Source organism: Sphingorhabdus sp. (assembly GCF_029865925.1).
GTDB lineage: Bacteria > Pseudomonadota > Alphaproteobacteria > Sphingomonadales > Sphingomonadaceae > Sphingorhabdus_B.
Genome location: NZ_JARXAI010000082.1, coordinates 1 through 26,740, shown reverse-complemented (window position 1 = coordinate 26,740; position 26,740 = coordinate 1). Strand labels below are relative to the sequence as shown.

Annotated in this window: 27 protein-coding genes and 1 tRNA gene; 11 read left to right on the top strand and 17 right to left on the bottom strand. The window is 55.3% G+C overall.

The window, feature by feature from the left end; all coding sequences use genetic code 11:
• Nucleotide 1 precedes the first annotated feature (1 nt).
• From QE270_RS08350 to QE270_RS08340, 3 genes are all read left to right on the top strand, one after another.
• Nucleotides 2–736, top strand: a complete 735-nt coding sequence (locus QE270_RS08350) for a gamma-glutamyl-gamma-aminobutyrate hydrolase family protein (RefSeq protein ID WP_300037953.1) — start codon at nucleotides 2–4, stop codon at nucleotides 734–736.
• Between the two features lie 204 nt (nucleotides 737–940).
• Nucleotides 941–2,332 carry an aspartate aminotransferase family protein gene (locus QE270_RS08345; protein ID WP_300037950.1) on the top strand — a complete coding sequence of 464 codons (1,392 nt, stop codon included), beginning with the start codon at nucleotides 941–943 and terminating at the stop codon, nucleotides 2,330–2,332.
• A 54-nt stretch (nucleotides 2,333–2,386) separates the two neighbouring features.
• Nucleotides 2,387–3,190, top strand: a complete 804-nt coding sequence (locus QE270_RS08340) for an FKBP-type peptidyl-prolyl cis-trans isomerase (protein WP_300037947.1) — start codon at nucleotides 2,387–2,389, stop codon at nucleotides 3,188–3,190.
• A gap of 17 nt (nucleotides 3,191–3,207) precedes the next feature.
• Here QE270_RS08340 and QE270_RS08335 read toward each other — a convergent pair whose 3' ends face one another.
• The 5 genes from QE270_RS08335 to QE270_RS08315 all read right to left on the bottom strand — a co-directional run bounded on the left by QE270_RS08335 (nucleotide 3,208) and on the right by QE270_RS08315 (nucleotide 8,557).
• On the bottom strand, nucleotides 3,208–4,338 hold the full coding sequence (locus tag QE270_RS08335; protein ID WP_300037944.1) for an ABC transporter ATP-binding protein: 1,131 nt from the start codon (nucleotides 4,336–4,338) through the stop codon (nucleotides 3,208–3,210).
• A gap of 15 nt (nucleotides 4,339–4,353) precedes the next feature.
• A complete protein-coding gene (locus QE270_RS08330; protein ID WP_300037941.1) occupies nucleotides 4,354–5,190 on the bottom strand; it encodes an ABC transporter permease in 837 nt (278 codons plus the stop codon).
• Nucleotides 5,190–6,104: an ABC transporter permease gene (locus QE270_RS08325; RefSeq protein ID WP_300037938.1), complete on the bottom strand. Its 915-nt coding sequence runs from the start codon at nucleotides 6,102–6,104 to the stop codon at nucleotides 5,190–5,192. Before QE270_RS08325 ends, QE270_RS08330 begins: the two co-directional genes overlap by 1 nt.
• 3 nt (nucleotides 6,105–6,107) lie before the next feature.
• Nucleotides 6,108–7,217 carry a spermidine/putrescine ABC transporter substrate-binding protein gene (locus tag QE270_RS08320; RefSeq protein ID WP_300037935.1) on the bottom strand — a complete coding sequence of 370 codons (1,110 nt, stop codon included), beginning with the start codon at nucleotides 7,215–7,217 and terminating at the stop codon, nucleotides 6,108–6,110.
• A gap of 137 nt (nucleotides 7,218–7,354) precedes the next feature.
• The gene (locus tag QE270_RS08315; protein WP_300037932.1) at nucleotides 7,355–8,557 is read right to left on the bottom strand and encodes a serine hydrolase; all 1,203 of its coding nucleotides are present in this window, start codon (nucleotides 8,555–8,557) and stop codon (nucleotides 7,355–7,357) included.
• Nucleotides 8,558–8,813: 256 nt separating this feature from the next.
• On the opposite strand from QE270_RS08315, the gene QE270_RS08310 reads away from it, so the two are divergent.
• Genes QE270_RS08310 through QE270_RS08295 form a run of 4 tightly spaced genes read left to right on the top strand, consistent with a single transcriptional unit; the run spans nucleotide 8,814 to nucleotide 11,449 of the window.
• The gene (locus QE270_RS08310) at nucleotides 8,814–9,422 is read left to right on the top strand and encodes a LemA family protein (protein WP_300037929.1); all 609 of its coding nucleotides are present in this window, start codon (nucleotides 8,814–8,816) and stop codon (nucleotides 9,420–9,422) included.
• A gap of 19 nt (nucleotides 9,423–9,441) precedes the next feature.
• A complete protein-coding gene (locus tag QE270_RS08305) occupies nucleotides 9,442–10,233 on the top strand; it encodes a TPM domain-containing protein (protein ID WP_300037926.1) in 792 nt (263 codons plus the stop codon).
• Nucleotides 10,234–10,244: 11 nt separating this feature from the next.
• Complete coding sequence (locus QE270_RS08300; protein WP_300037921.1) at nucleotides 10,245–10,934, top strand: hypothetical protein; 690 nt, start codon at nucleotides 10,245–10,247, stop codon at nucleotides 10,932–10,934.
• Nucleotides 10,931–11,449, top strand: a complete 519-nt coding sequence (locus QE270_RS08295) for an NUDIX hydrolase (RefSeq protein ID WP_300037918.1) — start codon at nucleotides 10,931–10,933, stop codon at nucleotides 11,447–11,449. Before QE270_RS08300 ends, QE270_RS08295 begins: the two co-directional genes overlap by 4 nt.
• On the opposite strand, the gene QE270_RS08290 is transcribed toward QE270_RS08295, so the two are convergent.
• Genes QE270_RS08290 through QE270_RS08280 form a run of 3 tightly spaced genes read right to left on the bottom strand, consistent with a single transcriptional unit; the run spans nucleotide 11,446 to nucleotide 15,266 of the window.
• The gene (locus QE270_RS08290; RefSeq protein ID WP_300037915.1) at nucleotides 11,446–11,724 is read right to left on the bottom strand and encodes an ETC complex I subunit; all 279 of its coding nucleotides are present in this window, start codon (nucleotides 11,722–11,724) and stop codon (nucleotides 11,446–11,448) included. The two genes, QE270_RS08295 and QE270_RS08290, sit on opposite strands and share 4 nt — an antisense overlap.
• A 57-nt stretch (nucleotides 11,725–11,781) precedes the next feature.
• Nucleotides 11,782–14,226, bottom strand: coding sequence for an ATP-dependent helicase HrpB (hrpB, locus tag QE270_RS08285; RefSeq protein WP_300037912.1), 2,445 nt, complete (start codon nucleotides 14,224–14,226; stop codon nucleotides 11,782–11,784).
• A 26-nt stretch (nucleotides 14,227–14,252) separates the two neighbouring features.
• A complete protein-coding gene (locus QE270_RS08280) occupies nucleotides 14,253–15,266 on the bottom strand; it encodes a polyprenyl synthetase family protein (protein WP_300037909.1) in 1,014 nt (337 codons plus the stop codon).
• Nucleotides 15,267–15,362: 96 nt separating this feature from the next.
• Here QE270_RS08280 and QE270_RS08275 point away from each other — a divergent pair, with 96 nt between their 5' ends.
• Entirely contained in the window at nucleotides 15,363–15,650 is a 288-nt protein-coding gene (locus tag QE270_RS08275; RefSeq protein WP_300038003.1) for a chorismate mutase, read from the top strand.
• On the opposite strand, the gene QE270_RS08270 is transcribed toward QE270_RS08275, so the two are convergent.
• The 5 genes from QE270_RS08270 to QE270_RS08250 all read right to left on the bottom strand — a co-directional run bounded on the left by QE270_RS08270 (nucleotide 15,651) and on the right by QE270_RS08250 (nucleotide 19,755).
• A complete protein-coding gene (locus QE270_RS08270; protein ID WP_300037906.1) occupies nucleotides 15,651–16,961 on the bottom strand; it encodes an ATP-binding protein in 1,311 nt (436 codons plus the stop codon).
• A gap of 86 nt (nucleotides 16,962–17,047) precedes the next feature.
• A complete protein-coding gene (locus QE270_RS08265) occupies nucleotides 17,048–17,713 on the bottom strand; it encodes a response regulator transcription factor (protein ID WP_300037903.1) in 666 nt (221 codons plus the stop codon).
• 69 nt (nucleotides 17,714–17,782) lie between these two features.
• Nucleotides 17,783–18,145 carry a PepSY domain-containing protein gene (locus tag QE270_RS08260; RefSeq protein ID WP_366142258.1) on the bottom strand — a complete coding sequence of 121 codons (363 nt, stop codon included), beginning with the start codon at nucleotides 18,143–18,145 and terminating at the stop codon, nucleotides 17,783–17,785.
• An 18-nt stretch (nucleotides 18,146–18,163) separates the two neighbouring features.
• Complete coding sequence (locus QE270_RS08255) at nucleotides 18,164–18,877, bottom strand: SIMPL domain-containing protein (RefSeq protein ID WP_300037900.1); 714 nt, start codon at nucleotides 18,875–18,877, stop codon at nucleotides 18,164–18,166.
• 26 nt (nucleotides 18,878–18,903) lie between these two features.
• Complete coding sequence (locus QE270_RS08250; RefSeq protein ID WP_300037897.1) at nucleotides 18,904–19,755, bottom strand: D-amino-acid transaminase; 852 nt, start codon at nucleotides 19,753–19,755, stop codon at nucleotides 18,904–18,906.
• 217 nt (nucleotides 19,756–19,972) lie between these two features.
• Here QE270_RS08250 and QE270_RS08245 point away from each other — a divergent pair, with 217 nt between their 5' ends.
• Nucleotides 19,973–21,775 carry an ATP-binding cassette domain-containing protein gene (locus QE270_RS08245; protein ID WP_300037895.1) on the top strand — a complete coding sequence of 601 codons (1,803 nt, stop codon included), beginning with the start codon at nucleotides 19,973–19,975 and terminating at the stop codon, nucleotides 21,773–21,775.
• Here the strand turns inward: QE270_RS08245 and QE270_RS08240 are convergent.
• Nucleotides 21,772–22,275 (bottom strand): DUF6456 domain-containing protein, encoded by a 504-nt coding sequence (locus QE270_RS08240; protein ID WP_300037892.1) that lies wholly within the window; start codon nucleotides 22,273–22,275, stop codon nucleotides 21,772–21,774. The genes QE270_RS08245 and QE270_RS08240 overlap by 4 nt on opposite strands.
• 88 nt (nucleotides 22,276–22,363) lie before the next feature.
• Here QE270_RS08240 and QE270_RS08235 point away from each other — a divergent pair, with 88 nt between their 5' ends.
• Nucleotides 22,364–22,927 (top strand): helix-turn-helix transcriptional regulator, encoded by a 564-nt coding sequence (locus tag QE270_RS08235; RefSeq protein WP_300037889.1) that lies wholly within the window; start codon nucleotides 22,364–22,366, stop codon nucleotides 22,925–22,927.
• A 61-nt stretch (nucleotides 22,928–22,988) separates the two neighbouring features.
• On the opposite strand, the gene secF is transcribed toward QE270_RS08235, so the two are convergent.
• The 3 genes from secF to yajC all read right to left on the bottom strand — a co-directional run bounded on the left by secF (nucleotide 22,989) and on the right by yajC (nucleotide 25,979).
• The gene (gene secF, locus QE270_RS08230; RefSeq protein ID WP_300037885.1) at nucleotides 22,989–23,975 is read right to left on the bottom strand and encodes a protein translocase subunit SecF; all 987 of its coding nucleotides are present in this window, start codon (nucleotides 23,973–23,975) and stop codon (nucleotides 22,989–22,991) included.
• A gap of 10 nt (nucleotides 23,976–23,985) precedes the next feature.
• Nucleotides 23,986–25,584: a protein translocase subunit SecD gene (gene secD, locus QE270_RS08225; RefSeq protein ID WP_300037883.1), complete on the bottom strand. Its 1,599-nt coding sequence runs from the start codon at nucleotides 25,582–25,584 to the stop codon at nucleotides 23,986–23,988.
• 68 nt (nucleotides 25,585–25,652) lie between these two features.
• On the bottom strand, nucleotides 25,653–25,979 hold the full coding sequence (yajC, locus tag QE270_RS08220) for a preprotein translocase subunit YajC (RefSeq protein ID WP_300037880.1): 327 nt from the start codon (nucleotides 25,977–25,979) through the stop codon (nucleotides 25,653–25,655).
• Between the two features lie 181 nt (nucleotides 25,980–26,160).
• Between yajC and QE270_RS08215 the strand changes: the two genes are divergently transcribed.
• Nucleotides 26,161–26,237: transfer RNA gene (locus QE270_RS08215), tRNA-Pro, on the top strand.
• The last annotated feature ends 503 nt before the right edge of the window (nucleotides 26,238–26,740 follow it).

Below are 26,740 nucleotides of genomic sequence, written 5' to 3'. Positions count from 1 at the left end.
AATGAGCCGTCCGGTATTGGGTGTCATCGCCTGCAATCGCATAGTTGGGAGTGAAGTCGCGCAAGCGGTGATGAACCGTTATATCCACGCCGCAATGACCTATGCCGACGTAGCGGCGTTAATCATCCCTTCGCTTCCCGACCTGATGACCGCCGGAGATGTCGCCCCGCGCATCGACGGCATTTTGCTCACGGGTAGCCCGTCGAATGTCGCCACGCGCCTTTATGGCGAATATGGGGGCGATGGTCCATTCGACGATGGCCGCGACGGAATCGCAATATCGATGGTGGACCGCATGATCGATGCGCAAAAGCCTGTGTTTGGTATTTGCCGCGGCTTTCAGGAAATCAACGTCGCTTTGGGCGGTACACTGCGCCGCGACACCAGCGCCAGTGATGACCTCATCCGTCACCATGCGCCGGATGACGTTGCCTTCGATGCGATGTTTGACCACCGCCATGCCGTTGATCTTACCGATGGCTGCATGTTGGCCAGCGCCTATGCCAAGAGCAGGCTGGACGTGAACTCTGTCCACTATCAAGGCATTGGTAAGCTCGCAGATGGCCTGAATGTTGAAGCACGCGCGCCCGATGGCCTTGTCGAAGCCTATAGCGCCCGGCCAAATGGCGCGCCCTTGCTTGCGGTGCAATGGCATCCCGAATGGGGAACCGAAAATGATCCAGATTCGCAAACCTATTTCCACCTTTTGGGAAAGGCGTTAAGAGGCAATTTGTGAACAGAACTGTTACCCGCTTTAACCGCTACCAAGCACGGATTGGCTTTTCGCCTTAAATTCTGGCGTGCCTTTTCCCTTCACCCCTTCTGATAAAAGCAAGGGTAAGAAAAAGGCCTGAAACGGTGTGCCGCGCACTTGGCGGGTACCCTACCCCAGCCCTTCCGACATGCAGGAAGGGAGTCCAGACATTCAAGGAACCAATTTATGCCACGCAATTACGATATCGCCGAACTTCGCCGCTTGGACATCGCCCACCATTTGCCCGCGCAAGCCGACTGGCAAGAAATCGAGGATTTGGGCGGAAGCCGGATCATCACCCATGCCGAAGGTTGCTACATCCATGATGGCGACGGCAATCGCATCTTGGACGGCATGGCTGGCTTATGGTGTGTGACCGTTGGTTATGGCCGTGATGAATTGGCTGAGGTCGCGCGCGAACAAATGCTTGAGCTGCCTTATTACAACAGCTTCTTCAAAACCGCGAATGCGCCAGCGATCATGCTCGCGGACAAGATTTCCAGCCTCACCGGTGGCCGCTTGCCACATGTGTTTTTCAACAGCTCCGGTTCCGAAGCCAATGACACGATTCTAAGGATGGTGCGCCATTATTGGCAAGTGAAGGGCGAACATAGCCGCACCATCATCATCAGCCGTCATAACGCCTATCATGGCTCCACGGTGGCTGGCGTCAGCATGGGGGGCATGAAATCCATGCATGAACAAGGCTTCCCAGCGCCGGGAGTTTTGCCGATGCCCGGCATCGAACATGTCCGCCAGCCGTATTGGTATAATGAAGGCCGCGACATGACGCCGGAAGATTTCGGCACCGCATGTGCGCAAGCCATTGAGGACAAGATATTAGAGGTCGGTCCTGAAAATGTCGCTGCCTTCATTGGTGAGCCGGTACAAGGCGCGGGCGGCGTTATCATTCCGCCGGCAAATTACTGGCCACAGGTTGAAGCGATTTGCCGCAAATATGGTATATTATTGGTCTGTGACGAGGTTATCTGCGGCTTTGGCCGGACGGGCAATATATGGGGCCACGAAACCATGGGCATCCAGCCGGACATCATCGCGATGGCCAAGGGGCTGTCATCGGGTTATCTACCGATTTCCGCCGTCGCCGTGAGTGCTGAGATCGTAAAGGTCATTAAAACGGGCGGTGATTTCGTCCATGGCTACACCTATTCAGGGCATCCCGTGGCGTCAGCGGTAGCCTTGCGCAATATCGAAATCATGGAGCGCGAAGGTCTGTTCGAGAAAGTCCGCGACGAAACCGGCCCTTATTTGGCCAAAAAGCTGGCGACTTTACGTGACCATCCTTTGGTCGGCGAAGCCCGCTCAATCGGTTTGCTGGGCGCAGTGGAGGTGGTTGCCAACAAAGCTACTGGCGCCCGCTTTGGGGGTGCCGAAGGGACGGCAGGCCCAATGGTCCGGGACATCTGTATCCGCAACGGGTTGATGGTACGGGGCATTCGCGACACCATCGTCATGTGCCCGCCGCTAATAATCACGCCGACACAAATCGACGATTTGGTGGGGATTATCCTCAAGTCGCTCGATGAAGCGGAACCGAAATTGCGGGCGATTGGGTGAAGGCGAATAAGAAACCATAGTGCTGAGCCCGTTCATCCATTACCGAGGACAATCATGACATCACCAACACTACAGCGCGCCTTGACGACAGCCGCCCTCACCCCCGCCCTGCTCCTGCAATTTGCCGCAGCACAGGCCGCCGCGCCCGTGGCGGCTAAGCCCAAGCCGCCAGTACTTTCGTGCACGACAACAACCGCTGAAGGTCTGTCCTACACTGTCATCAAGCCGGGCAATGGTGATCGCCCAAATGCCGAGTCCAAGGTCGTGGTAAATTACAATGGCATGCTGACCGCAGACGGCACGCAATTTGACTCAGGGCAAGCGTCGGAATTTCCCGTTGGCGGCGTTATCCCGGGCTTTGCACAGGGACTACAACTGATGCAGGCAGGCGGAAGCTATCGCATCTGCATCCCATCCAAGCTTGGCTATGGCGAAGCCGGTACGGGGCCCATTCCTGCAAATGCCGATTTGGTGTTTGAGGTCGATCTGCTCTCCTTCACCAGCCCGCCGCCAAAGCCTGTTATTCCGGTTGCTGAACGCAGTTGTTCGCAGTTCACGTCATCGGGCCTAGGGTTTGATATCCTCAAGGCTGGCACCGGCAAAAATCCGACCGATGGCGACTTGGTGCTTGTCGATTTTACAGTGTTCGACGCGACATCCGGCGTGGTGCAACAAAAGAGCGAATGGGAGAAAATTCCACTGCGCCAAACGTCACCCTTTTTCAGTGAGAGCCTGAAAATGATGCAAACAGGGTCAACCTATCGTTTTTGCATGCCCAAGGCCGAGAATTCAGATTCGGCAAGCAACATCATCGTTACTTTGATTGACCTGCGCCCCGCAGCCTCTGCGGATAATTGATTCGGCTGGTTCGGCGTTTAGCTTAACAAAACAACAGGACTGTCGGCGCGCCAGTGCATGCTGACCTTGTCATCCCACGTGAAGTCTTCTTGGTCATGGCGGGACAGATTTGGGCGGCTGACGCGGATGATGTGACCACCCTCAAGCTGGATGTCATATAGCGTCACATCGCCAAGATAGCTCATGCCCTTAATCGTGCCACGCGCAAGATTATGGCCATCAGGGGCATCTTGCGCCGCGGCGCGCACCGCCTTGCCTTCGCCGGGGACGTGGAGGTAAATTTTTTCAGGCCGCAGCGCGATCCACACATTGGCGCCGTGCGGACCAGTTACGCCATGGTTGAGGTAAATCTTGCCAAGCCCGGGACAATCGACCGCAGCTTTATCTGGTTCGTCCAGCGTTAGCGTGCCTTCGAATATGTTCACCGAGCCCACAAAGTCCGCGACAAAGCGGTTGGCGGGATATTCGTACAGGTCAGATGGCGGCGCGAGTTGCGCGACTTCGCCTTTGTTGATCACCGCAACGCGGCTGGCCATCGACAATGCCTCATCCTGATCATGGGTCACGGTGACGAAGGTAATGCCCACCTTGTCCTGCAAATCCGCCAATTCGAACTGCATTTGTGCCCGCAGTTTTGCATCGAGTGCGGAGAGTGGCTCATCCAGCAACAACACCTTGGGTCGCATCACAAGGCTGCGCGCAAGTGCTACGCGTTGACGCTGACCACCCGACATTTGATCGGGCATCCGGTCTTCAAACCCGCCAAGTTTTACGAGCTCAAGCGCTTCGGCAACGCGGTCGCGGGTCTCCGCCTTCGATATGCCCGATATCCGCAAGCCATAACCCACATTGTCGGTCACGTTCATATGCGGAAACACGGCGTAGCTTTGGAACACCATGTTCACGGGCCGCTTGTTCGGCGGGACAAGGCTCATATCCTGTCCGTCGATGATGATCTGCCCTTCGGTTGGCATTTCGAACCCGGCAATCATCCGAAGCAACGTGGTTTTGCCACAGCCAGATGGCCCAAGCAGAACGAAAAATTCCCCAGCGCGAATATCGAGACTGATATTGTCTACCGCCGTCACTTTGCCGAAACGTTTGGAAACGTTGCGGATTTCAATGATGGGTTGTTTGCCTTCGGTCATAAGGATCTGCCGCTTCTAATGGGTTTCAGCGATGCCCTTCACGCCCTGGTATTTCAGCGCGATGAAGGTCAGGGCGACGGTAAGTATGATCAGGATTGTGGACGCGGCGTTAACCTCTGGCGTGACCGAGAAGCGCACCATTGAATATACCTTCACCGGGAAGGTAATCGTATCCGGACCGCTGGTGAAAAAGGTGATGACGAAATCATCAAGGCTAAGCGTAAAGGCAAGCAATGCGCCGGCGACCAAGGATGGTTTTATATGCGGCAGTAGGACATCGCGAAATGCCTGCCATTCGGTCGCGCCAAGGTCCTTGGCGGCCTCTTCCTCCTCCCTATTGAAACTGGCCAGCCGCGCGCGGACAACCATCGCGACAAAGGGAAAGCAGAAGGTGATATGGGCAATCGTGATCGCAGACAGGTTCAGCGGCCAAGCCAAGTCAGTGGGCCAGTCGAGTTTGGCAAAAAAGATCAAAAACGCGACGCCCAAGCAGATTTCGGGCACGATAATCGGCAATGACATCGTGCCCTCGACCAGTCCCTTGAACGGGAAGCGAAAGCGCCAGAGCATGACCGCAGCCAAGGCGCCAATAACCAAGCTGATGATGGTCGCCAAAAATGCGATGGTTAGCGAATTGACCATCGCTTCGACCAGGCTGTCGTTGTTCAGCGCCTTCTCGTAATATTTGAGGGTAAATCCCTTCCACATCACGTTGCGCTTGCTGTCGTTAAAGCTGAAGATCATCAACACAACCAACGGCGCATAGAGAAACAGCATCGTCAACCCGACCCAACTGCGCATCCATAATTTGCGTGTATATTCAAGCGGTGCGATGGCGGTGCGGTTAAACATTACCGCGCCTCCTTCACTTTGTTCGCGCGCATCGATTGCAGCGCAATCAAAATGAACATCGCGTAGATGAGCAAGAAGGACAAAGCGGCGCCGAACGGCCAGTCATTTGCGCGCTTGAACTGCCGTTCGATAACATTCGCGATCATCTGGCTATCGGTGCCGCCCATGAGGTCGGGGGTAAGATACGCACCCAATGCGGGAACCAATGTAATCATAACGCCCGCAAAAATCCCCGGCGCGGCCAGCGGCACGACGATTTTCATAAAGGTTTTGAAATGCCCCGCGCCAAGGTCAAGGCTGGCCTCAATCAAGCTTTTGTCGAGCCGGTCGAGCGCCGAATATAATGGCAAAACCATGAAGGGCAGATGGACGTAGACAAGCCCCAAAACGACCGCGAAGTTATTGTACAACAACTGCACGGGCGTCCATGCCTCAAGCGGCTGCATCCCCACTAGGGTCCGCAACCAGCTGGCGCCTTCCCACAGGCCGCCAAGCCCCTTATTCATATACCCATTGGTACCCATCAATGCCATCAGCGCGTAGGTGCGGATCAGGAGGTTGGTCCAAAAGGGCAGCATGATTCCCAGCAGCAACCAAGGGCGCCACTTCGGCGCGGCGAAGGTAATTGCCATTGCGACAGGAAAGCCGATGATCAAGCAAATCAACGTGGTGAGTGCGGCAACTGCAAAGCTTTTGAGGAAAATGGAAAGATACAACCACTCGGTCGCGCGTTTGTAATTGTCGAGCGTGCCCGAAATATTGATATCCGCAGGTCCGGCATTTTGACCGAAGCTGTAGAGCCAGACAATAGTCATAGGCGCGATGAAGAACAGGCCAAGCCAGAACACCGGTGCCGTTGCAACTGCGGCAAAGGGTTTCTTCTGGCTTTTCCAGTCTTGCAACGCGCCTGACATCAATTAAGCCGCCCGAACGCGGGTAAACGCCTCCTCATATTTCGGCTGAAGATCGGGATTGAATTTCGCGTATTCGCACTTCGCCAAAACATCGGCAGCCGGGAGAATGACCGGGTTGTTTTTATAGCTATCCGGCATCAAGGCCTTCACCGCAGCATTAGGCGTTGGATATTTAATCGTCTCGGTGATTTTTTTGCCTACCTCGGCATCCAGCAGATAGTTGATGAACGCATGGGCATTTTTAGGGTGCGGCGCGCCCTTTGGAATGCACAGATTGTCCGAATTCAGCTGGCTGCCTTCCTTGGGAATGACAAAGCCGATGTCGGGATCTTCGGTCATAATCTGGGCAATGTCGCCATTATATTCGAGGACAAGGTCCACTTCACCTTTAAGCAAAAGGTCCTGACCATTGTCTTCGTGGAAAGATTTGATGTTTGGCTTTTGCTTGATCATCATGGCTTCGATTGTTTTCAAGTCGGCATCCGTCAGCCCATTGACCGATTTACCCAGATATTTGCCGTAAAGCCGGAACATGTCGCCAGCCTCGGAAAGCACGGCAATGCGGCCCTTATACTCGTCGCTGTCAAACAGGACTTTCCAGCTATCAGGTACCGAATTTACCTTCGACTTGCGATACCCAATGCCAAGCGCCAGCCATGTGTACGGCATCGAATATTTCCGCGCCGGGTCATAAGGCACGTCCTGATACTCAGGGGCAATATTTTTGAAATTGGGGATTTGGGCTTTGTCGATTTCAACCAGCATGTCCGCTGCGGCCATGCGCTCGACAAAGTCGTTCGACGGAACGATGACGTCATAACCCTGATTACCGGCACGTAGCTTGGCAAACAATTCATCGTTGCTGGCGAACAAGGTCATGTTCACATCAACGCCGGCGCTGTCCTTATAGTCTCCCAAAGTGGTCTCACCAATATAGGTGTCCCAATTATAGAAGTTCAGCTTGGCCTCTTCGCCATTGGCGAGCTTTGCCGCTTCTTTCTCTCCGCAACCGGCCAGCGCGCCCGTCAGTGAAAATCCAACGGCGGCAACACCCATGCCCTTAAGCATAGCCCGCCGATTGCTACCGGCATGCAAAAACGTTTTAAAATCCATGACAAATCTCCCGCTGAAGTACGAAACATGAAGATGACATGCTGAACTAATATCAGGCCTTAGAAAAGCCCTTTTTTCCATGCTTTGCGGCGCAATCTAATTACGAATATTCGCAATTATTGTGCGCCGCAGCATGTTTACTTCAGTGCTGGCTTTGCTTCCGTATCGACAGCAGCCTGAACCGCTTTATAAAATGCTTCGCGCTGAACGCCAACGGTGTCTGGGTCAGTCGCCTTTGGCCAATTGCTGTTCGATGCGATCACGAGGTTGCGCTTGGGATCAATGAAGATGCCCTGCCCAAATATGCCCTGCGCCGCAAAGCTGCCGTCGTCATAGGTCCACCATTGATAGCCATAGCCTCTGCCGGCCATGCCAATGTCCGCCTGCTTGCTTGTTGCAGGGGCAAGCCAATCGTCAGGCAAAATGCCAACGCCGTTGATTTTTGCACCGCCCATTATGAACGCGCCAAAACGCGCATAATCACGGGTCGATGCCTGAATGCAGCAGCCGCTAATTTCATGCCCTGTTGAACCCAAAAGCCAGGTTGCGTCCTGCTCCATACCAAATGGCGCCCAGACCTTCTCCGACAAATAGCTGGAAAGCGTCTTTTTCGTGGCCGAACTGACCAATACGCCAATCAAATTAGTTTCGCCGGTTTTGTAGACCCATTTGGTTCCAGCTGGTGCCTCACGTGGCAATTTGCGCATGTAACTAACCGTTACATCCATGCCTTTTTCGGCCTTGTGCAAATTGAACAAAGCAACATCGGATTTAGGATCGGTATAATCCTCATTCCATTTAACGCCCGAGGTCATGGTCAGCAGTTGCTTGATAGTCACATCGTCATACGCCGAGCCCTTAAGGTCCGGAATATAGACGGAAACCTTATCATCGATGCTCTTGATATAGCCATCCTTGATGGCCGCGCCGACCATGGTCGACGTAAAGGATTTAGCGACCGAAAAACTGGTCCATTTGCCGTGCGCCGTGAAATCGAGACCGTATTTCTCCATCCGCACTTTACCGTCCTGCAATATGACAAGTCCAGCCGTGCGTTGCGCTTTCATATAGGCATCGACGTCCATGCCGATTGTCAGCGGCTCGCCGGCAGGCAAAGGATAAACCTTATCGCCTTTTGCGATGACGTTGGCCTTTGCAAGAATCGGAATGCGGTCCATTGTGCGGAAACCGGCGTCGCGTTGCTCTATGCTCCAGAACAGCACGTTAGAGTCCGTTGGCAAATGGGATATGAGTGCCTTCATATCCTTGTCTGCACTCACCCAAAAACCGCCCGCTGCCGCTGCAACGAAAAGTAACGCCCCTAATATCCATTTTTTCATCCTACTTCCCCAAAGATGATCTTTTAACCAAAGTCTCCTGAGCGACATTAATGTCGCCGCTGCTGAACCCTCCCTCGCTTTACATCAGATAACAGCGCCAAAGCGAAGTGAATTTATCGCCAAAGCCGGTTGGTAAAATTCATTGCGCAAACAACTGTAGTCATTGCGAAAGGCCTTAGCGCGCCTTATGTACCTAACACACGCCATGTAAATGGCTGGATTGATAGGCAGTTTGCCAAGTGGAGGAGCGCGTTAGATGCATGAGAACTTTTTGAAATTTCTTCTGGTACCCGTCGCTGCGGCTTCGTTGGCCGGATGCGGGATCAACAGTGTTCCCACGGCCGAAGAAAATGCCAAGGCGAAATGGGCTGATGTCCAAGCCGCGTTCCAAGAGCGCGCGAACCTGATCCCCAACCTTGCCAATGTTGTGAAAGGTGCAGCAGCGCAAGAAAACAAAACGCTTACCGAGGTCATTGAAGCACGCGCACGTGCCACATCGCCGAACATTCAAGTGAACCCTAATGACCTGAACGATCCCGCAAAAATGGCGGCGTTTCAGCGCGTGCAGAACCAGTTGTCGGGAAGCCTTTCGCGATTGCTGGTCTCGGTTGAGCAATATCCGCAGCTGAAAAGCCAAGAAGGCTATCTGAAACTGCAGGATCAATTGGAGGGTCAGGAAAACCGCGTACGCATCACTTTGCGTGATTATAACGAAGCGGTGCGTGGCTATAACACCACCATTCGCACTTTCCCGGACATCATCGGTGCCAAGATCATCCACGGTGCCAAGCCCATGATCCCTTATCAGGCAACAACGCCCGGTGCAGAATCTGCACCGAAGCTAGATATGGCGCCAGCGACCTAATCCTGTCCGGGAATTGAACATGAATAAGGCCCTTGGCCTGCTTATTGCGCTGCTGCTGGCCCTCATCGGTCAAGCAGCAGTTGCGCAGAATTTTCCAAAACTGACCGGCCGTGTGGTTGATCAGGCCAATTTGCTTGATCCGCAGCAAGAGGCGGCGCTTACTGCCAAGCTGGAGGGGCTGGAAGCCCGCACTAAACGCCAGTTGGTTGTGACAACTCTAGCCAGCCTCGAAGGCTATGAGATATCCGATTACGGCTACCGACTGGGTCGCGCATGGGCAATTGGGCAGGATGGCAAGGGCGAAACCGAGAAGGATAATGGCGCAATCCTAATCGTTGCGCCGAACGAACGTAAAATGCGAATTGAGGTCGGTTACGGCCTTGAGCCCGTGCTAACCGATGGCTTGTCTTCCACAATCATCCGCAACGACATCACCCCGCGCTTTAAGGAAGGTGATTTTGCCGGTGGCATCAGTGCAGGCGTTGACCGCATCGTGACACAGCTCGAACTACCTGCGGACGAAGCGGCGAAGATAGCAAGCGCGGCACAGCAAGGTAACAAACGTGACAAAGGCATACCCTTTGGCGCGATTATCTTCATCTTGTTCATGATCTTCTTTGTGTTCCTACCAATGATCCGTTCCACAAATGGCGGCGGGCGTAAGCATCGGCGCAGCGGCATTGGGCCCGTAATCATCTGGGGTGGCGGAGGCTTTGGTGGCGGAGGTTTTGGCGGCGGCGGATTTGGCGGCGGAGGCTTTGGCGGCGGTGGCGGCAGCTTTGGCGGCGGCGGCGCCTCAGGCGGCTGGTAGGAATATTAAACATGGGCTTACGTAAAATCAGTCAATTCACCGAAGCCGACCATGCGATAGTGGTTGCCGCAGTCGCGGATGCAGAACGGCTAACAACCGGCGAAATCGTCACGATCGTGACTGACCTGTCGGACCATTATGACGATATCGCCATGGCTTGGGCAAGCGCAATCGCGTTCATTGCCTTGGTCAGCTATGCGACTTTTCCTGAATTTCACACGGGCCTAATAGATAGCTTTTCGGGCGGGTGGCGCCATGAATATACGACGGCGGAATATGCAGCATTTTTGTTGGCGGCAGTTGCGCTCAAATGGATCGGGACATGGTTTATCCTCAAATGGATGCCATTGCGCCTCGCCCTTACGCCAAAGGCCAAAAAACTAGCGCGTGTCCGCAGCCGCGCCATCAGCCTATTCAAGGTAGGTACCGAATCCAAAACGGTGGGTCGGACGGGTGTGCTGTTGTATTTGTCGATGAAGGAGCATCGCGCCGAAATCGTGGCTGACGCGGCCATTGCTTCCAAGGTTGCACCCGAAATATGGGGTGACGCGATGGTCGCCTTGCTTGATCAGGTGAAGGCCGGAAACCCCGGCGCTGGCGTAGCCGCAGCAGTGACGCAAATGGGCATTGTGCTGGCTGAACATTTTCCTAGGGGTGCCGACAACCCCAACGAACTCCCTGACAGGCTAATCCAGTTATGATGGAACAAGACGACGCCGAAACCGTGATGTGGCAAGGTCGCTTCATCACGGCGAAGACGCGCGGAAAATGGGAATATGTCAGCCGCGCGCGCGGCATCAAGGCGGCGGTTATCCTTGCAATGGAAGCGGATCATGTCCTGCTCGTCGAACAATATCGCGTGCCGCTGGGCGCAAATTGTATTGAACTGCCCGCTGGGCTCATTGGCGACCATGACGAAGGCGAAGACACGCTGGCGTCCGCCGCGCGCGAGCTTGAGGAAGAAACCGGCTATCGCGCAGACAGTCTGGAGATTGTCGGCGAGTTTTTCTCGTCGCCCGGCATGGTCAGCGAAAGCTTCTCGCTTGTGCGCGCCCATGGCTTGACGAAAGTCAGCGAAGGCGGCGGCGTGGATGGCGAGAATATCACTGTCCACCGCATTGCCATGGCGGACCTACCCCATTTTGTTCAGAAAAAGCGCGCGGACGGTTGCGTCGTGGACGTTAAACTTTTGATGCTGCCCGGAATGATCGTTTAGCGGAAATTATCCGCATAGGCCTGCAACTTAAGCGTCTTGGGCGGTGTGGGCATATAGGTGGCAACTATCCCCTTTTTCTCCGCATAAGCGCGTGCCGCATCCAGGCTTGGGAAGGTCAATTGAACCTGCGCCTGCGTGTCGCCTGATCCAGCCCAGCCCATCAACGGGTCGGCAATGCGGGGCTCTGCTGGCACATGTTCAAGCACCCATTCATCATTGCGCCCATGGCCAGACTGCATGGCATTTTTGGGACGCTGAAAGATACGGGCGGACATGGAAAGATTCCTGACGGTTAAACTAGATGCCGCTTTGCCCGAACCGCACCAGATTCGTCAAGCGTTGCGGGCTTGTGCCTTTTTTGTCTTAAGGCTCGCCACGCTTTCCCACGGCGCGTCTGGCCAATTGTGCTTGGGATATCGGCCGCGCATTTCCTTGGCGACGTCACGCCAGCTTCCGCGCCAGAATTCAGGCAGATTGCGCGTTGTCTGAATGGGACGGCCCGCAGGTGATGTAAGGCTTAAAACCAGAGGTATGCGGTTGGTACCTACCAAAGGATGGCTATCAAGACCGAATAATGCCTGAACGCGCAACTCGACCGTTGGACCGGCTTCGGCGGCATAATCAATATGATGTTCCGTGCCAGCAGGGCTTTTGAAGGAAGTGGGTGCAATTTGGTCGATACGGGTGCGCGTATCCCAACCGAGCATATTGTCGAGTGCATTGGCCAATCCCGATGGCGCGACGTCGCGCAGACGGTTGACCTTGCCCAACAACGGCAGAAGCCATTGCTCCATGGTCTCTGCCAACGCATCGTCACTTAGCGAAGCGACACCGGCAAAGTGTGCGCGTACCCGAAGCGCGCGCGCGGACAAAGGCCAAGGCAGCGCGTCTATGCCCATGTCTTGCACTGCGGCTATCAGTGCGCTCGCAACGGCTTGCGGGTCGGGCTTTTCCAGCCGCCCTTCGCTCAACACTATTGCGCCCAACCGCCTTTGGACACGCGCTTCGACACGATCCGTGCTTTTGTCATAAGTTAGGATTTGCTTGCTTTCGATACGGTGCCCAAATCGGTCAATAATTTCGGCTTCGGTCAACGCGGCCGCAGACAATATGCGCGCACCCGATGCAGCGCCTTGAACATCTGCTACCGCCAGCCATTCCCCGCGCGCCAAAAGCGATGCTGGATCAAGCTGAAGACCGCGGCCTATGGCGCTGATCCATTTTTCGCCCTTGGCATCGCGGCGTTTGGCGATGCGATCAGGGAATGCGCTGCCAATCAGCCCGCCGATGCTGAGCATTTGCTTATCCCCGCTAGCGCCACACAGGCGCGCAATCCGCTGCGCCAGCATGCGGGCGGCATCTGCCTTTGCTCCGCGTTCACGTACGAAGCGTTCAAAGCGTGTCTCAATATCCTCACCCTGCCCGCCAAGACCGCGTTCTTGCAATAGAACCGCCAACATCGCCGCATCCTCCGCCTGTCCGCTCTGCCCTGCTAGGGCAACCATATGGGCCAAGTTTGGCGGCAAGGGTAAATTGGCCAACATAGTGCCATGCGGGGTGATGTGTCCTTGCGCATCAAGCGCATCAACCGACATCAACAATTTGCGCGCTTGCTGGACAGCCGCGGCGGGCGGAAGGTCAAGCCAACGCAGCTTTGCAGGGTCATTCTCGCCCCAGCGCGCGCAATCCAGCAATAATGGCGCAAGATCGCTTTCCAGTATTTCGGGTGGGTCGAACGGGGGCAAGCCGCCATTTCCCGCTTCCTCCCAAAGCCGATAGGCAATCCCCGCCTGTTGCCGCGCAGCGCGCCCGGCCCTCTGCGTGGCGGCAGAAAGGCTCGCCCGCTCCGTCACAAGCCGTGTTACACCGGCCGCCTGGTCAAAGCGTGCGCGCCGCGCAAGACCGCAGTCGATGACCACGCGCACGCCATCGATGGTCAGGCTGGTTTCGGCAATGTTCGTGGCGAATATGACCTTGCGCCGCCCCTCAACATCGCGCCGGACGGCAAGCCGCTGCGCCGCCGGGTCAATCTGCCCATGCAGTTTGTGCACGACGATGTCAGGGCCGCAGGCCCCTAAGATGTCAAATGCCCGGTCAATCTCGCGGACGCCGGGCAGGAACACCAATAGGTCGCCCTGCTGCTCCACCAGCGCCTGGCGCACTGTGCGCACGATATCGATTTCAATGGTCTGTTCGGTCCGGCGACCAACATAAAGATATTCCAGAGGCCATCTTTTGCCTTCGCTTTCGAGCACGGGCGCATCATCCATCAACTGCGAAAAGCGTTCACCGTCCAAGGTGGCTGACATCGCCAACAAACGCAGATCAGGCCGGAATGCAGCTTGGGCCTCAAGCGCGAGCGCGAGGCCAAAATCGCTGTCGATGCTGCGTTCATGGACTTCGTCAAACAGCACAGCGGAAACGCCTACAAGCTCTGGATCACTAATGATCCGGTTGCGGAATATCCCCTCGGTCATCACCAATATACGGGTTTTGGATCCGTGCTTGCTGTCCAGCCGCGTCGCGTAGCCAACCCGTCCGCCGACCGTTTCGCCTAAATTTTCGGATATGCGTTCCGCCGCCATCCGCGCGGCCAAACGGCGCGGTGACAGCAACAGGATTTGACCATCGCAATATGGCTCATCCAATAAGGCTGGAGCCACCATCGTGGTTTTGCCTGCTCCTGGCGGCGCGATAAGCACGGCATTAGGAACGGTCCGTAATGACCCCAGCAGATCTGGCAGCACCGCCAAGACGGGAAATGCATTGTCGGCCATATCAGCGGACGGCACCGCCTTATCCGTCAATATGCACGGGCTATTGCGAATTCGACCGCCTCTGTCAGCGCCGATTTTGCTTCGCCCGTCGGGAAATGCGCAATCGCGTCAATGGCCCGCTGCCCATAATGCCGCGCGCGATCCAAGGTGTCATCGATGGCGCGGTGTTCTCGCAGCAAGTTTCGCGCATGTGCCAAGTCGGCATTACTAATCCGGTTACCAAGCATCGCATCGCGCCAGAATCTCTGCTCTTCGGCGTTGCCACGGCAATGTGCGAGAATGACGGGAAGCGTAACCTTGCCATCGCGGAAATCGTCGCCGCTGTCCTTGCCCATTGTTGCACCGTCCGACACATAGTCGATCGCGTCATCAACAAGCTGGAACGCAATGCCAAGATTTCGGCCATAGGCGTCAAGCGACAGTTCCTGCGCGTCACCGCTTTCGGCAACGACTGCAGCAATTCGGCACGCCGCCGCAAACAAAGCCGCCGTTTTCGATCCGATGATTTCGAGGTATTTTTCCTCAGTCGTCGAAATCTGCCGTTGCGCGGTCAATTGGTGGACCTCACCTTCTGCAATAACGGCCGATGCATTGGACAGGATTTTAAGTACCTTAAGCGAGCCGTCCTCAACCATCAGCTCAAATGACCGGCTGAATAGAAAGTCGCCAACAAGCACAGCGGCCGGGTTCCCGAATATCAAATTAGCCGCGGTTTTGCCGCGCCGCATATCGCTTCCATCTACAACATCATCATGCAGCAAAGTCGCGGTGTGGATAAACTCCACCGCCGCCGCCAGCTTGTGATGTCGGTCGCCAGGATAATTTAAGAGCCGTGCGCACGCCAAGGTGAGCATAGGCCGCATACGTTTCCCGCCGCCTGCGATCAAATGGCCAGCCAATTCCGGAATCAGCGGGATTTCCGACTGCATGCGATCAAGAATCACCGCGTTAATCTTGTTCATTCCTGGTGCGACCAGTTTAAGGATTGGGTCAAGCGATGGGGCCTGATGTCCGCCGATTTTATGGATGGTTGCCGTCATAACGTCACCGCTCTGACGTGAGCATCGTCGCATGGCAAGTGCAAATGGCGCATTTTCCCTTGTCCCTTGCGGTCAATGTCGGCACAGAATGACAATATGAACGACGCAGATACCTTATCCCACTTTCGCGACAGTATCGATAACATTGATGCTGCGCTGGTTTTCATGCTCGCAGAGCGTTTTAAGATAACGCAGGCCGTGGGCGAATTTAAGGCAAGCTCGTCGCTGCCACCGGCTGATCCGGCGCGTGAGGAGAAGCAAATTGAACGGCTGCGGCAATTGGCCCGCGATGCCAAGCTGGATCCTGACTTCACGGAAAAATTCTTGCGCTTCATTATTGACGAAGTGATCCGCCACCATCAGCAAATCCGCGACGGGAAGTAATCAGCCCAGCGCTTTCGGTAAGCGCAGTCTGACCAAAAGCCCGCCAAGATCTTCGCTTTCCTCCAACGCGACGGTCCCGCCATAAATTTCAACAACGTCGCGGACGATGGCAAGGCCAAGCCCAGTTCCTGGTTTGCCAGTGTCCAGCCGCGCACCGCGGTCAAACAACCGTTCGCGTTCGCTTTCGGGAATTCCCGTGCCATCATCTTCAATGCTGATTTCCACAAAATCACCAACATCTTCGACCGTGACAAACACGCTGCCGCCGCCATATTTGGCTGCGTTTTCGATTAGATTGCCAAGCATTTCATCAAGATCCTGTCGCTCAACGCGCGCCGAGATTTCCTGATCGCCGGCCATATCAAGGCGGATATGCGCGTAGAGCCGGCCAACGGCGCGTTCTACAGATTCAAGGCTGCCCCAGACCTGCGCGCGGCTATGGCTATGCCCCCGGCGGCCCACGGCGCGGGCGCGCGCAAGATGATGGTCAACCTGACGCCGCATGGTCGTGGCCTCGCGGATGACAGTTTCCGACAGATCAGGCGACAGCGCCGTGGCGCTGTTCATGATAACGGTCAACGGCGTCTTCAGTGCATGGGCAAGGTTTCCAGCATGCCGACGCGATTCTTCTGCCTGTTTTTCATTATGGTCGAGCAACGCGTTTAGCTCGTTCACCATCGGCATCACTTCGTCGGGCAACGCGTCGGTGACCCGGCTTTCTTTTCCGCTGCGCATCTGGGCAATTGCCATCCGCACCGCGCGCAGCGGCCAAAGACCATAAAATGTCTGCAATGCCGCCAATATGATCAGACCAAGGGCGAGCAGCAAAAAGCTTGTGATCAGAACCGACCGCAATTCTCGAATCTGGCCATCGAGGCTATCGCGGCTTTGGGCCACCATGAATATCCAGGCGACGTTGGAGTCCGGCAGCTTAATGGCGCGCTCTGCGATGCGCAGTGGTTCGTCAGGAAATTCACGACTGTTGCGGAAATGTACGGCCTGGTCATTATGTTCGACGGGCGGCCTCAGCCCGCGGTCCCACAAAGAACGGGACGGGAATGGCATCGCCCCCTTCCCCGTGATTTGCCAATAAAGGCCGCTGTTTGGCTCAAGGAAGCGCTGGTCGCCCAGTGGCCGGTTCATGCGGATTTCGCCATCGGGACCAATTTCGGCCGAAGCAATCATGGCGGTCAGGACATATTCGAGTTGATTATCGAAATTTTGTTCGACTGAATTGACCAATACGCGGTCAAGCGCCGCGCCACCGCCAATCAGCAATATCGTAATCCATGCGGCCGCCGTCAGGATCATCCGGCGGGTGAGCGACCCCGTGCTTTGAAACTGGCTACGCCATGTTGGCGGGTCGGCTTGATCAGCGGCTATGACGACTTGAGAGTTCAGCTGACGGGTTCCTCAAGGCTGTAACCAAGGCCCCTGATGGTCGAAATAACATCCTGCCCCAGCTTCTTGCGGATGCGCGTTACGAACACCTCAATGGTGTTGGAATCGCGATCGAAATCCTGATCATAAATATGCTCAATCAACTCGGTCCGCGACACTACCTTGCCCTTGTGGTGCATAAGGTACGACAGCAATTTATACTCCTGCGCCGTCAACTTGACGGGCTGCCCATCCAGTGTCACGCGCCCTGACCGCGTATCTAGCCGAACGTCGCCGACGCTGAGCTCGCTCGACGCATTGCCCGATGCACGGCGAATGAGCGCGCGCAACCGAGCAATCAGCTCCTCTGTCCGGAACGGCTTTGCCAAATAATCATCGGCGCCTGCATCAAGGCCAGCGACCTTATCTGACCAGCTATCACGCGCCGTGAGGACCAATACCGGGAATTTCCGTCCTTCCTTGCGCCACCGGTTGAGAACAGTCAGTCCATCAATCTCCGGCAAACCAAGGTCAAGAATGACGGCGTCATAATTTTCGGTCGAGCCCATATAGTGGCCGTCCTCACCATCAACCGAAAGGTCAACGGCATAGCCGGCCCCTTCAAGTGTCGACTTGAGCTGCTTGCCCAAGGTGGGTTCGTCTTCAACGATCAAGATGCGCATGCTGTCCCCTTACCTTGTAAAAATGTCTTTCGGAACGCGGCTAGCAGATTAGCCCGTTGCTAAAAATTCCTATCCGCGTTGGCGTATTATGTTCCCCGTTCGGGCATCAACGTCGACGAAGATGACCCGGCTGCCATTGATAAACTTCAACCGATATACCTGCGCAGCCGGATCATATTCAGGCCCGAGATACTGCATTCCGCGCATCCTCGGCACAATGATAGCCTCAATTTCGGGAAGACGTTTTATTTTCCCAGCAACCATATCCTGCCGCGCATCGTCCTGTTCCCCGCGACGCGCCTCCAATGGGATGGCCGTGAGTAACGCGATTGCGGACAACGCAATAAAGACTGAGTTTCGTAATAACATGCCGACGCGATACCCCCATCGCATTGAACCTAAAGTGAATGGAGCATCACGCCCTTTGTTCAATATGATGCTCCATATCGCTTATTTCACCATTTCGAAAGTGAATGACATATTTGCTCCGATGCTTAATTCGCCTGGCGAAATCGGCGTCGATTTTTCCGACGCATCCATAGTACGCATGACCATCGGACTCGAGGCATAATTGCGGCCGTAATCGCTCTCTGCAACGCGCAAAACACGCACGTTGGGATATCCGGCCTTTTGTGCCAGATCGCGCGCACGGCTCATAGCCTTGGTCCACACCTTGTCGCGGGCGGCCGCTTGAAATACGCTGTCGTCATCAATGCCAAAGGTGGGTCCATTGAAATTGGTCGCGCCGTCAACGGCAAGTGCATCAAGAAATGCGCCAAGCTTTTTCAAATCGCGCAGTTTTGCATGCACCATGTTTGACGCCTGATAGCCTTTAAAAATCTGCTGCCCGTCGCGATAGTCAAATTGCTGGTTCAGGCTGATCTGTGTCGTTTGGATGTCCTTGTCAGCAATGCCCAACTTTTTTAGCCGCGCAACGACCGTCGCCATCTGAATATTGTTGGCGCGCAAAGCCTCAGTTGCAGTGGCTGCCAGATTTTGGACACCAGTAGTGAATGTCGCAATATCTGGACGGGCTTGAACAGTTTCGGAAATGTTGAGGTCAATGACCGGATTTGCCGTGGTGATGTTGACCTGAGTCGCCATCGCGCCGCTGGCGGTCACGCAGCACGCTGCGAAGAAAGCGGCAATAATCAATTTACGCATTTGGAACTCCCGTTTTTGCCAACAACTTAAAGTGCTGTCCGGCGTGCCCAATCAATATAAGCTTGGCGAAGCTGAACGGTTGCCGAACCGGGTTTGCCATTGCCAATTGCATACCCGTTAATCCGAACCACTGGCATTACAAAGCCTGAGGCCGATGAAACAAATGCCTCCGCCGCTTGTTCCGCCTCGCTGACTGAAAACGGCCGTTCTTCTATACGTTGCGCTACAAGAGGCAGCACCGCCGCGCGCGTTATCCCGTGCAGAATCTCGCGATTGAGCGGATGGGTAATCAATACGCCATCCTGCGTAATGATATGCGCATTTTGCGCGCTGCCTTCGGTAATCCAGCCATCGCGCTCCATCCACGCATCATCAGCGCCCTGCGCGATTGCCGCATTCTTCATCAGCGAAGCGTACAACAACTGCGTCGTTTTGATATCCGCCCTGCCCCAACGCAAATCTGGTACTGTCACTACGCTTAACCCGCGCTCTGCAACTGGATTATCCACAAGCGTCCGCGATTGGGTGAAGGCCAGAACCGTTGGGGGCGTGTCGGCGGGCGGGAACACAAAGTCACGGTCCTCGGGCGTGCCGCGCGTGACCTGCCAATAAATCATGCCCTCTTCAACAGCGTTGCGCGAAACCAGTTCTCGGCAGATGCCCAGCCAAGCGTGCGCGTCCGGCACGCCTTCAATTCCAATTTCGCTCAGCGAGCGGGCGAGGCGTTGCACATGGCCTTCAAAATCGACAAGTTTGCGGTCTAGGACAGACACAACCTCATAAACCGAATCCGAAAACAGAAAGCCGCGGTCAAAGACGGACACTTTGCCTTCGGTTTCCGGAATATACTGCCCGTTGAGATAAATTATGCGCGTCATGTGATTACCTTGCCTGAGCGCGCCAATTTGCGTTGAGGCGCTTCCCTTGGCCTCAAATGCACGAAGTAAGATACTGAAACAAGTTCAGCATGACCAAGCTGGATTTCGTGACATCGATCCGTCCAAATACCACCCCGTCACCCTGAACTTGTTTTAGCGTCTGAATTTCCACCGTGACGGTTGCATTACAGCCCCTTGCGCCCTACCGCCCGTGACCATGACAGCACCCCCCATTTTCGCATTTGAAAGTCTCGCGCTACAACAGGGTGGCGGAAGGCTGTTTCAGGATATCGACTTATTCATCGGCGCGCGCGACCGGCTAGCGCTTATTGGCCGCAATGGCGCGGGCAAAACGACTTTGATGAAACTGGTGGCTGGCACGGTTGAGGCCGATAAGGGCAACCGTGTTGTTGTGCCCGGCACCAACATCGTGATGTTGGAGCAGGACCCTGATGTCAGCTCCTTTGCACGGCTCGTTGACTTTGCCACTCATGGCGAAAAAGGGCCGCCCGAATATGCGGTGCGCGCCATTGCCGACCAATTGGGTATCAATTTGGACCGTGAGGCCAAGACCGCAAGCGGGGGCGAAAAACGCCGCGCCGCGATTTGCCGTGCGCTGGCGAGTGAGCCTGACCTGTTGCTTCTGGATGAGCCGACGAACCATCTTGATTTGGCTGCGATTGAATGGCTGGAAGAATGGCTCACACGCTATCGCGGCGCATTCATGGTCATCAGCCATGACCGCACGTTTTTGACGCGATTGACGCGGCAGACATTCTGGTTGGATCGCGGCCTGCTGCGCCGCAACGAAATTGGCTTTGGCGGCTATGACGCATGGACCGAGCGTGTATTTGCCGAAGATGCGCGCAACGCAGACCGCCTTGACGCCAAGCTGAAAATTGAAGCGCATTGGCTTGAACGTGGCGTTACTGCGCGGCGTAAGCGCAACCAAGGTCGATTGGCCAAGCTGTGGGAAATGCGCGCTGCGCGTGCAGCCATGATTGGCCCACAAGGCACAGCCAAGCTCGCCGCGTCAAGCGATGACAGCAAAACAAAAACCGTCATCAGCGCGCAAAGTGTCGGCAAAAGCTTCGGCGACCGGACGATCATCAAGGATTTTACGCTGCGCATTCAACGCGGCGACCGCATTGGTATTGTGGGCGCCAATGGTACCGGCAAGACGACGCTCATCCGCATGTTAACTGGCGAGGCGGAACCAGATACCGGCAGCATCACACTCTCGCCAACGCTGACGGGCATCGTCATCGACCAACAACGCAAATTGCTCACACCTGAAAAGCGGGTGCGCGATGTGTTGGCAGAGGGCAGCGACTGGATCGATGTGCGCGGGGTACGCAAGCATGTGCAGGGCTATCTTAAGGAGTTCCTGTTCGACCCCGCACTTATAGAGGCGCGGATCGGGTCCTTATCCGGCGGTGAACAATCGCGCATCCTGCTTGCCCGCGAATTTGCGCGTGAGGCCAATTTGCTGGTGCTGGATGAGCCGACCAATGATCTCGATCTGGAAACGCTTGATCTGCTGCAAGAGGTTATCGCCGATTATGACGGTACGGTTTTGATCGTCAGCCATGATCGCGATTTTCTCGACCGGACCGTGACATTGACGCTCGGGCTGGATGGTTCGGGGTATGTCGATATCATCGCGGGCGGATATGCCGATTGGGAAGAAAAACGCGACAAACGCGACAAGCCCTCCGCCAAAAAGGTGGAAAAAGGCGTTTCGGTTGCACCATCTGCGGTGGCCCCCTCTGCACCCAAAAAGGTCAAGCTCACTTACAAAGACCAACGCGATTATGACTTGCTGCCGAAGCGCATTTCCGAAATCGACGCCGAAGTTGCCGCAGCCGAAAAGGAAATGAGCGACCCGGCTTTATACGTGCAAAAGCCAGCCCGCTTTGCCGAACTCACCGCCAAAACCGAGAGCCTGCGTGCCGAAAAGGATGCGGCTGAGGAACGCTGGTTGGAGCTGGCCATGATGGTTGAAGAATCGGCCTCCTAACCAGGAATACGGTAATAAACCGCGAGCCGGTCCAATGCGATTTTTAACACCAGTTTTCCTGAACGCACGGGCCATGACATCTCGCGTTCGGCAATCGGCACGCTTTCGCCAACACAAATGACGCGCCATGCAATGTCTGACAGGTCAGGACCAAGCGCGGTCAAAGCGTTATCGAAGCGCGCCTTTGCACTCATCATCCGTTCGGTGCGGTTTAAGCCTGATGGTGCGCTGCGTTTTTGCCGACTGCGCGGAATATTTTCCCACGACATGGTAACATGTGGCGCAAGCGCCGCTGACTCATAATCCCCCCGCAAGGTTTCGCCCGCCAACATCTGCCGGTTGGACAAATGGCCGCGCGCGTGCAGCCAGGACAAGGGCGATTCAGACAGGTTTATGGTGACGGTACGGTGGTCTATGCTTTCACCATTTTCGGCCACGGCATGCTCCACCAACATACGCGGATCATGGAATTTACGGTTGGAAAGCGACTTGGCTGGCATGGGCATTCTCCTGTGACTACGCGAATCACCCTTGCCATGTGGTAAATATTGTAGGAAAGAAAAAACCTATTTGGTGAAGGAGTAATTCATGCAAAGTCGAATTCGCGATGTACGACGGGCCAAAGGCCTGACGCTTGCAGATGTGGCTATGCGCTGCAATCCGCCGACGACTGCGCAGACCATCGGTCGCCTTGAAACAGGGATGCGGGTGCTGTCGCTGATCTGGATTAACCGTATCGCGGACGCTTTGGGTGTGGAATCGAGCGACCTCGTTGCTCTGCCTGACCAGCAATATCTGCCCGTCGCTGCTATACTGCATGATGATGGCACGCACGCCCCGACGAAGGAGGAACGTATAATGGTTCCCAATGTCGGCGCGACGATGGTCGGGCTTCGGATTGCTAAGGCATTGGGGGAATATCGGCGCGGGGATGAATTATGGCTTGAACAGATTCAACCCGACGACTTTGCCTCTGCGCTAAATCTGGACGTCCTTGTCCCGCGCCCTGGTGGCCGCTTCATCTTTGGCCGCTTGCTCGGCCGTGACGCCGGGAAATTGCACCTATTGCCGCTTGAGGCTGGTGCACGACAACAAGTTGTCGCCGATCCGGCTTGGATTGCAAAGGCAGTCCGGCTCGTGCGCACATTATAAAACAGGCGAATGCGCGCGTAATTGCCTTTCGTTTCGGCGAAACACCGGCCGTATCGAAGCGTTAAGGCTTCGCGCCGAAGTTGTCGTCGATCCGCTCCGCCTTTGAACCGGCGTCATCGGTTGGCACAAAGCTGTGCGAACCGACTTTAAGCCAGATCAATATGGGGGCCGCCTGATAAATCGAGGAATAAGTTCCGACGACAATACCAAATGCCATTGCAGCGCTGAAACCGAAGATAACATCCGGTCCAAAGAGCACCAATATGATCAACGGCAGCGAAATCGATACGCTGGTCATCACCGTACGAGACAAGGTTTCATTGACGGACAGGTTCAAAAGCGACGCCATTTCCATTTTACGGAATTTCATCAGATTCTCGCGAATACGGTCATACACAACAACCGTATCGTTCAACGAATAACCGATGATCGTCAGCAGGGCCGCGATGATGTTCAGGTCAAACTCCCAACCCGTCAGCGCGAACAGGCCGAAGGTAAGCGTCACGTCGTGAAGCAGCGACCAGATCGCGCCCACGCCGAACTGCCATTCGAACCGGAACCAGATATAAATCGATACACCGGCCATCGCCGCAAGCAGCGCGCGCATACCCGTACTAAACAATTCTTCCGACACCTTACCGGATACCGAATCCACGCCGTCAATACGGACGTCGGGGTGGCCAGCTTTCAAGGTTTCGGTGATCTTTGTCGCCATGGTGTTGGCGAGCTCAGGATTCTTGTCTGCGCCATCCGGCAATTTCATGCGGATCGAAACCTGATTTTCAGCGCCAAAACGCTGAATGGTCGGATCGCCATAGCCGAGCTTCGCAACCGTTTCGCGCAATTCAGTGACCGGTGCGGATGTGCTCTCCGTAAATGTCGCGCGGATCATTTGGCCGCCGATAAAATCGACGCCAAAGTTCAGGCCCTTTGTGGCCACCAAGCCAACCGACGCAACCATTAGCAACAGGCTGATGCCAAAGGCCCAGGTGCGCCATTTCAGAAAGTCGATATTGGTATCGTCAGGAACGAGTTTGAGCAGTTTCATGTCTATATCCTCAAATCGTCAGCTCATGGGGACGCGTGCGCTTCACCCAGCGTGAGACCCACATGCGCGTGATGGTAACAGCGGTGAAAACCGATGTGACGATCCCGATCATAAGCACCACTGCGAAACCGCGAATTGGTCCGGAGCCAAAAAAGAACAGCAATACCGCCGCAATGACGTTGGTGCTGTTCGCGTCGAAAATGGCGCGGCTGGCTTCTTTGTAACCAACCTCAATCGCTTGCACGATACGCCGGCCCCGTTTCAATTCTTCCCGGATACGTTCGTTAATCAAAACGTTTGCGTCCACTGCTGCACCAATCGTCAGAACGAAGCCTGCGATGCCCGGCAAGGTCAATGTCGCATTCACCAGTGCCATCACGCCCAAAATCATGGCAATGTTGATGACCAAAGCAAAATTGGCATACATGCCAAACCTGCCATAAACGAGGAACATGAGTACGAGGATAGCGGTCGTACCAATCACCGCCGCCAACACGCCGCGGCGGATGGAGTCTGCGCCAAGGTCTGGACCAACCGAACGTTCTTCCACGATCTTAAGATCAACCGGCAAAGCACCCGAGCGCAGCGAAATGGAGAGCGCATTGGCGCTTTCTGTGGTGAAGCTGCCCGAAATCTGGGAAACCCCGCCGAAGATTGGCTCCCGAATTTGCGGTGCGGAGATAACTTGGCCATCCAAAATGATCGCGAATAGCTTGTTGACATTCTGCTGCGTCATACGAGCAAATTTCTGCCCGCCTTCGCTATCAAACTGAATGGTGACCGCAGGCTGATTTGTCTGCGAGTCGAATGTCGGGTCTGCCTTCTCCAGCTTGTCGCCGGAAATGCCGCCCAATCGGCGTACGGCAATGTACGGCAGACCGGAGGGGTTATCGGGATAGGGCAGAACTTGGCTGCCAACGCGGGCCTTGCCCTGCGCGGTCTGATCAGGATCGGCCATTTCATCCACCAGCTTGAATTCGAGCTTTGCGGTTTTGCCGATGAGCGCTTTCAAGGCAGCGGGGTCGTCAAGCCCAGGAACCTGAACTACAATCCGATTATCGCCTTGGCGGATGATCGTTGGCTCAAGCGTACCAAGCGCGTTGATGCGGCGATCAATAACGTCCTTGGCTGTGTCCATCGCCTGATCAAGGGCCGCTTCGTTCCCCGTCCCCTCTGGCGTGACAATCAACCGATTGCCATCGTTGACGCCGATATTCCAATCGCGGCTGCCGGTGGCATTGCTCGTTAAGGGAATGAGTGCTTCGCGCGCTGCATCGACTTTGGACACATCACTGACCGTAAAACTTAGCTGACCATCGGCGCGTGACACATCAGCAATCGCGATCTGCGGGTCTGCGCGGCGCATTGCGGTCCGCACACCATCTTCCAAAGCCTCAAGCCGTGTCTCCGCGAGCTGCGATGTATCGGCTTCCAACAGAATATGGCTACCGCCAGCAAGGTCGAGCCCCAGATTAATCGTTGGCGTCGGCACAAATTGCGCAAGTTGATCGCGCATCTGCGCCGGAAGAAGGCTGGGGATAGCAAAGAGCACACCAAAAATGATGAGCGTGTTGAGCATCCATACGCGCCAACGGGGAAAATCAAGCATGAGTTGGATCCGAACGAAATGGAAAAGCAAAAATTGGGGTTGGGCCGTCGGCCATTCAACCCCAGCGGTTAATCATTGGCAGCTTTGGTTCCGCGTGATTGCACGTTGGCGATAGTCGACTTCACAGCCTTCACCCGCACATTTGGCGCAATTTCCACTTCAACATAATCGTCAGCGACCTTGATCACTTTGCCCATCAAGCCGCCAGCGGTGACGACTTCGTCATTCTTTTGCACCGCGTTGATTTTGGCCTCATGCTCTTTCGCGCGCTTCTGTTGCGGGCGGATGAGGAAAAAGTAGAATACGACAAAGATCAGCAGGAGCGGAAACAACTGCACAAAAAATGCAGAACCACCAGCACCACCAGCGGCGACGTTCAAGATTAGAGACTCCATGGAAAACCCTCGCAAGTTGTATAATGTGACGCCCGATAAAAGCGTTGCTCCAAAGCAATCGGGCGCGATTATCACCTGCACCCTGTTGACGCAACGTCAAAGCGTCGAGAGCGCGCTTGCTTTTCAAAAACCAGCGCCATATACGCGCGCTTCCACTGACCTCAGCGAGGACAGCGGCGGTCGGGACGTAGCGCAGCCTGGTAGCGCATCACACTGGGGGTGTGGGGGTCGCAGGTTCGAATCCTGTCGTCCCGACCAATTATTCTAGGCTTTTCTTCACATTTACTCAGAATTTTATCACTAAGCAATCTGTGGTGACATCACCATGACATCACGCGAAGCAATTTCGCGGACGGTTCAGCGCTAATAATTGCATGCTGTTAGGCATATCCATTCACCTTATCCGACCCCCGCCGGCTAGAAAGCTAGACGAAAGGTTGCCCCGCCTCCCCTTGACCCAATCGTATTCATCTCAGTCGCCTATCAGCCACAGCCACCCTGCACGCCCGCCGCACCGACATTCTATTGCCGACGAACAGATCCCGGGCGCATTGCTGCTCAACCCGGTAAAGGAATTCCTCTTTAGCCAATAATCGCTCCTGAAGAGCCTGACGGGTGTCTGTGCGTGTGTACTTGGATAGACCCTTAGAGCGCGCTGTGAGCTTCCCTATGGCCTTTGTTACGCGGGTGACCGCATCATCGTACTGCGAGCGGTAAGACAGCCCCCAGCCGTTTACTGAGGCGAAGGTTTTGGCGCCCGG

Bases quoted from the DNA above. Each gene is read 5' to 3' on its own strand.
- QE270_RS08350 (WP_300037953.1), top strand. From the start codon at position 2: ATGAGCCGTCCGGTATTGGGTGTCATCGCCTGCAATCGCATAGTTGGG.
- QE270_RS08345 (WP_300037950.1), top strand. From the start codon at position 941: ATGCCACGCAATTACGATATCGCCGAACTTCGCCGCTTGGACATCGCC.
- QE270_RS08340 (WP_300037947.1), top strand. From the start codon at position 2,387: ATGACATCACCAACACTACAGCGCGCCTTGACGACAGCCGCCCTCACC.
- QE270_RS08335 (WP_300037944.1), bottom strand. From the start codon at position 4,338: ATGACCGAAGGCAAACAACCCATCATTGAAATCCGCAACGTTTCCAAA.
- QE270_RS08330 (WP_300037941.1), bottom strand. From the start codon at position 5,190: ATGTTTAACCGCACCGCCATCGCACCGCTTGAATATACACGCAAATTA.
- QE270_RS08325 (WP_300037938.1), bottom strand. From the start codon at position 6,104: ATGTCAGGCGCGTTGCAAGACTGGAAAAGCCAGAAGAAACCCTTTGCC.
- QE270_RS08320 (WP_300037935.1), bottom strand. From the start codon at position 7,217: ATGGATTTTAAAACGTTTTTGCATGCCGGTAGCAATCGGCGGGCTATG.
- QE270_RS08315 (WP_300037932.1), bottom strand. From the start codon at position 8,557: ATGAAAAAATGGATATTAGGGGCGTTACTTTTCGTTGCAGCGGCAGCG.
- QE270_RS08310 (WP_300037929.1), top strand. From the start codon at position 8,814: ATGCATGAGAACTTTTTGAAATTTCTTCTGGTACCCGTCGCTGCGGCT.
- QE270_RS08305 (WP_300037926.1), top strand. From the start codon at position 9,442: ATGAATAAGGCCCTTGGCCTGCTTATTGCGCTGCTGCTGGCCCTCATC.
- QE270_RS08300 (WP_300037921.1), top strand. From the start codon at position 10,245: ATGGGCTTACGTAAAATCAGTCAATTCACCGAAGCCGACCATGCGATA.
- QE270_RS08295 (WP_300037918.1), top strand. From the start codon at position 10,931: ATGATGGAACAAGACGACGCCGAAACCGTGATGTGGCAAGGTCGCTTC.
- QE270_RS08290 (WP_300037915.1), bottom strand. From the start codon at position 11,724: ATGTCCGCCCGTATCTTTCAGCGTCCCAAAAATGCCATGCAGTCTGGC.
- hrpB (WP_300037912.1), bottom strand. From the start codon at position 14,226: ATGGCCGACAATGCATTTCCCGTCTTGGCGGTGCTGCCAGATCTGCTG.
- QE270_RS08280 (WP_300037909.1), bottom strand. From the start codon at position 15,266: ATGACGGCAACCATCCATAAAATCGGCGGACATCAGGCCCCATCGCTT.
- QE270_RS08275 (WP_300038003.1), top strand. From the start codon at position 15,363: ATGAACGACGCAGATACCTTATCCCACTTTCGCGACAGTATCGATAAC.
- QE270_RS08270 (WP_300037906.1), bottom strand. From the start codon at position 16,961: ATGATCCTGACGGCGGCCGCATGGATTACGATATTGCTGATTGGCGGT.
- QE270_RS08265 (WP_300037903.1), bottom strand. From the start codon at position 17,713: ATGCGCATCTTGATCGTTGAAGACGAACCCACCTTGGGCAAGCAGCTC.
- QE270_RS08255 (WP_300037900.1), bottom strand. From the start codon at position 18,877: ATGCGTAAATTGATTATTGCCGCTTTCTTCGCAGCGTGCTGCGTGACC.
- QE270_RS08250 (WP_300037897.1), bottom strand. From the start codon at position 19,755: ATGACGCGCATAATTTATCTCAACGGGCAGTATATTCCGGAAACCGAA.
- QE270_RS08245 (WP_300037895.1), top strand. From the start codon at position 19,973: ATGACAGCACCCCCCATTTTCGCATTTGAAAGTCTCGCGCTACAACAG.
- QE270_RS08240 (WP_300037892.1), bottom strand. From the start codon at position 22,275: ATGCCAGCCAAGTCGCTTTCCAACCGTAAATTCCATGATCCGCGTATG.
- QE270_RS08235 (WP_300037889.1), top strand. From the start codon at position 22,364: ATGCAAAGTCGAATTCGCGATGTACGACGGGCCAAAGGCCTGACGCTT.
- secF (WP_300037885.1), bottom strand. From the start codon at position 23,975: ATGAAACTGCTCAAACTCGTTCCTGACGATACCAATATCGACTTTCTG.
- secD (WP_300037883.1), bottom strand. From the start codon at position 25,584: ATGCTTGATTTTCCCCGTTGGCGCGTATGGATGCTCAACACGCTCATC.
- yajC (WP_300037880.1), bottom strand. From the start codon at position 25,979: ATGGAGTCTCTAATCTTGAACGTCGCCGCTGGTGGTGCTGGTGGTTCT.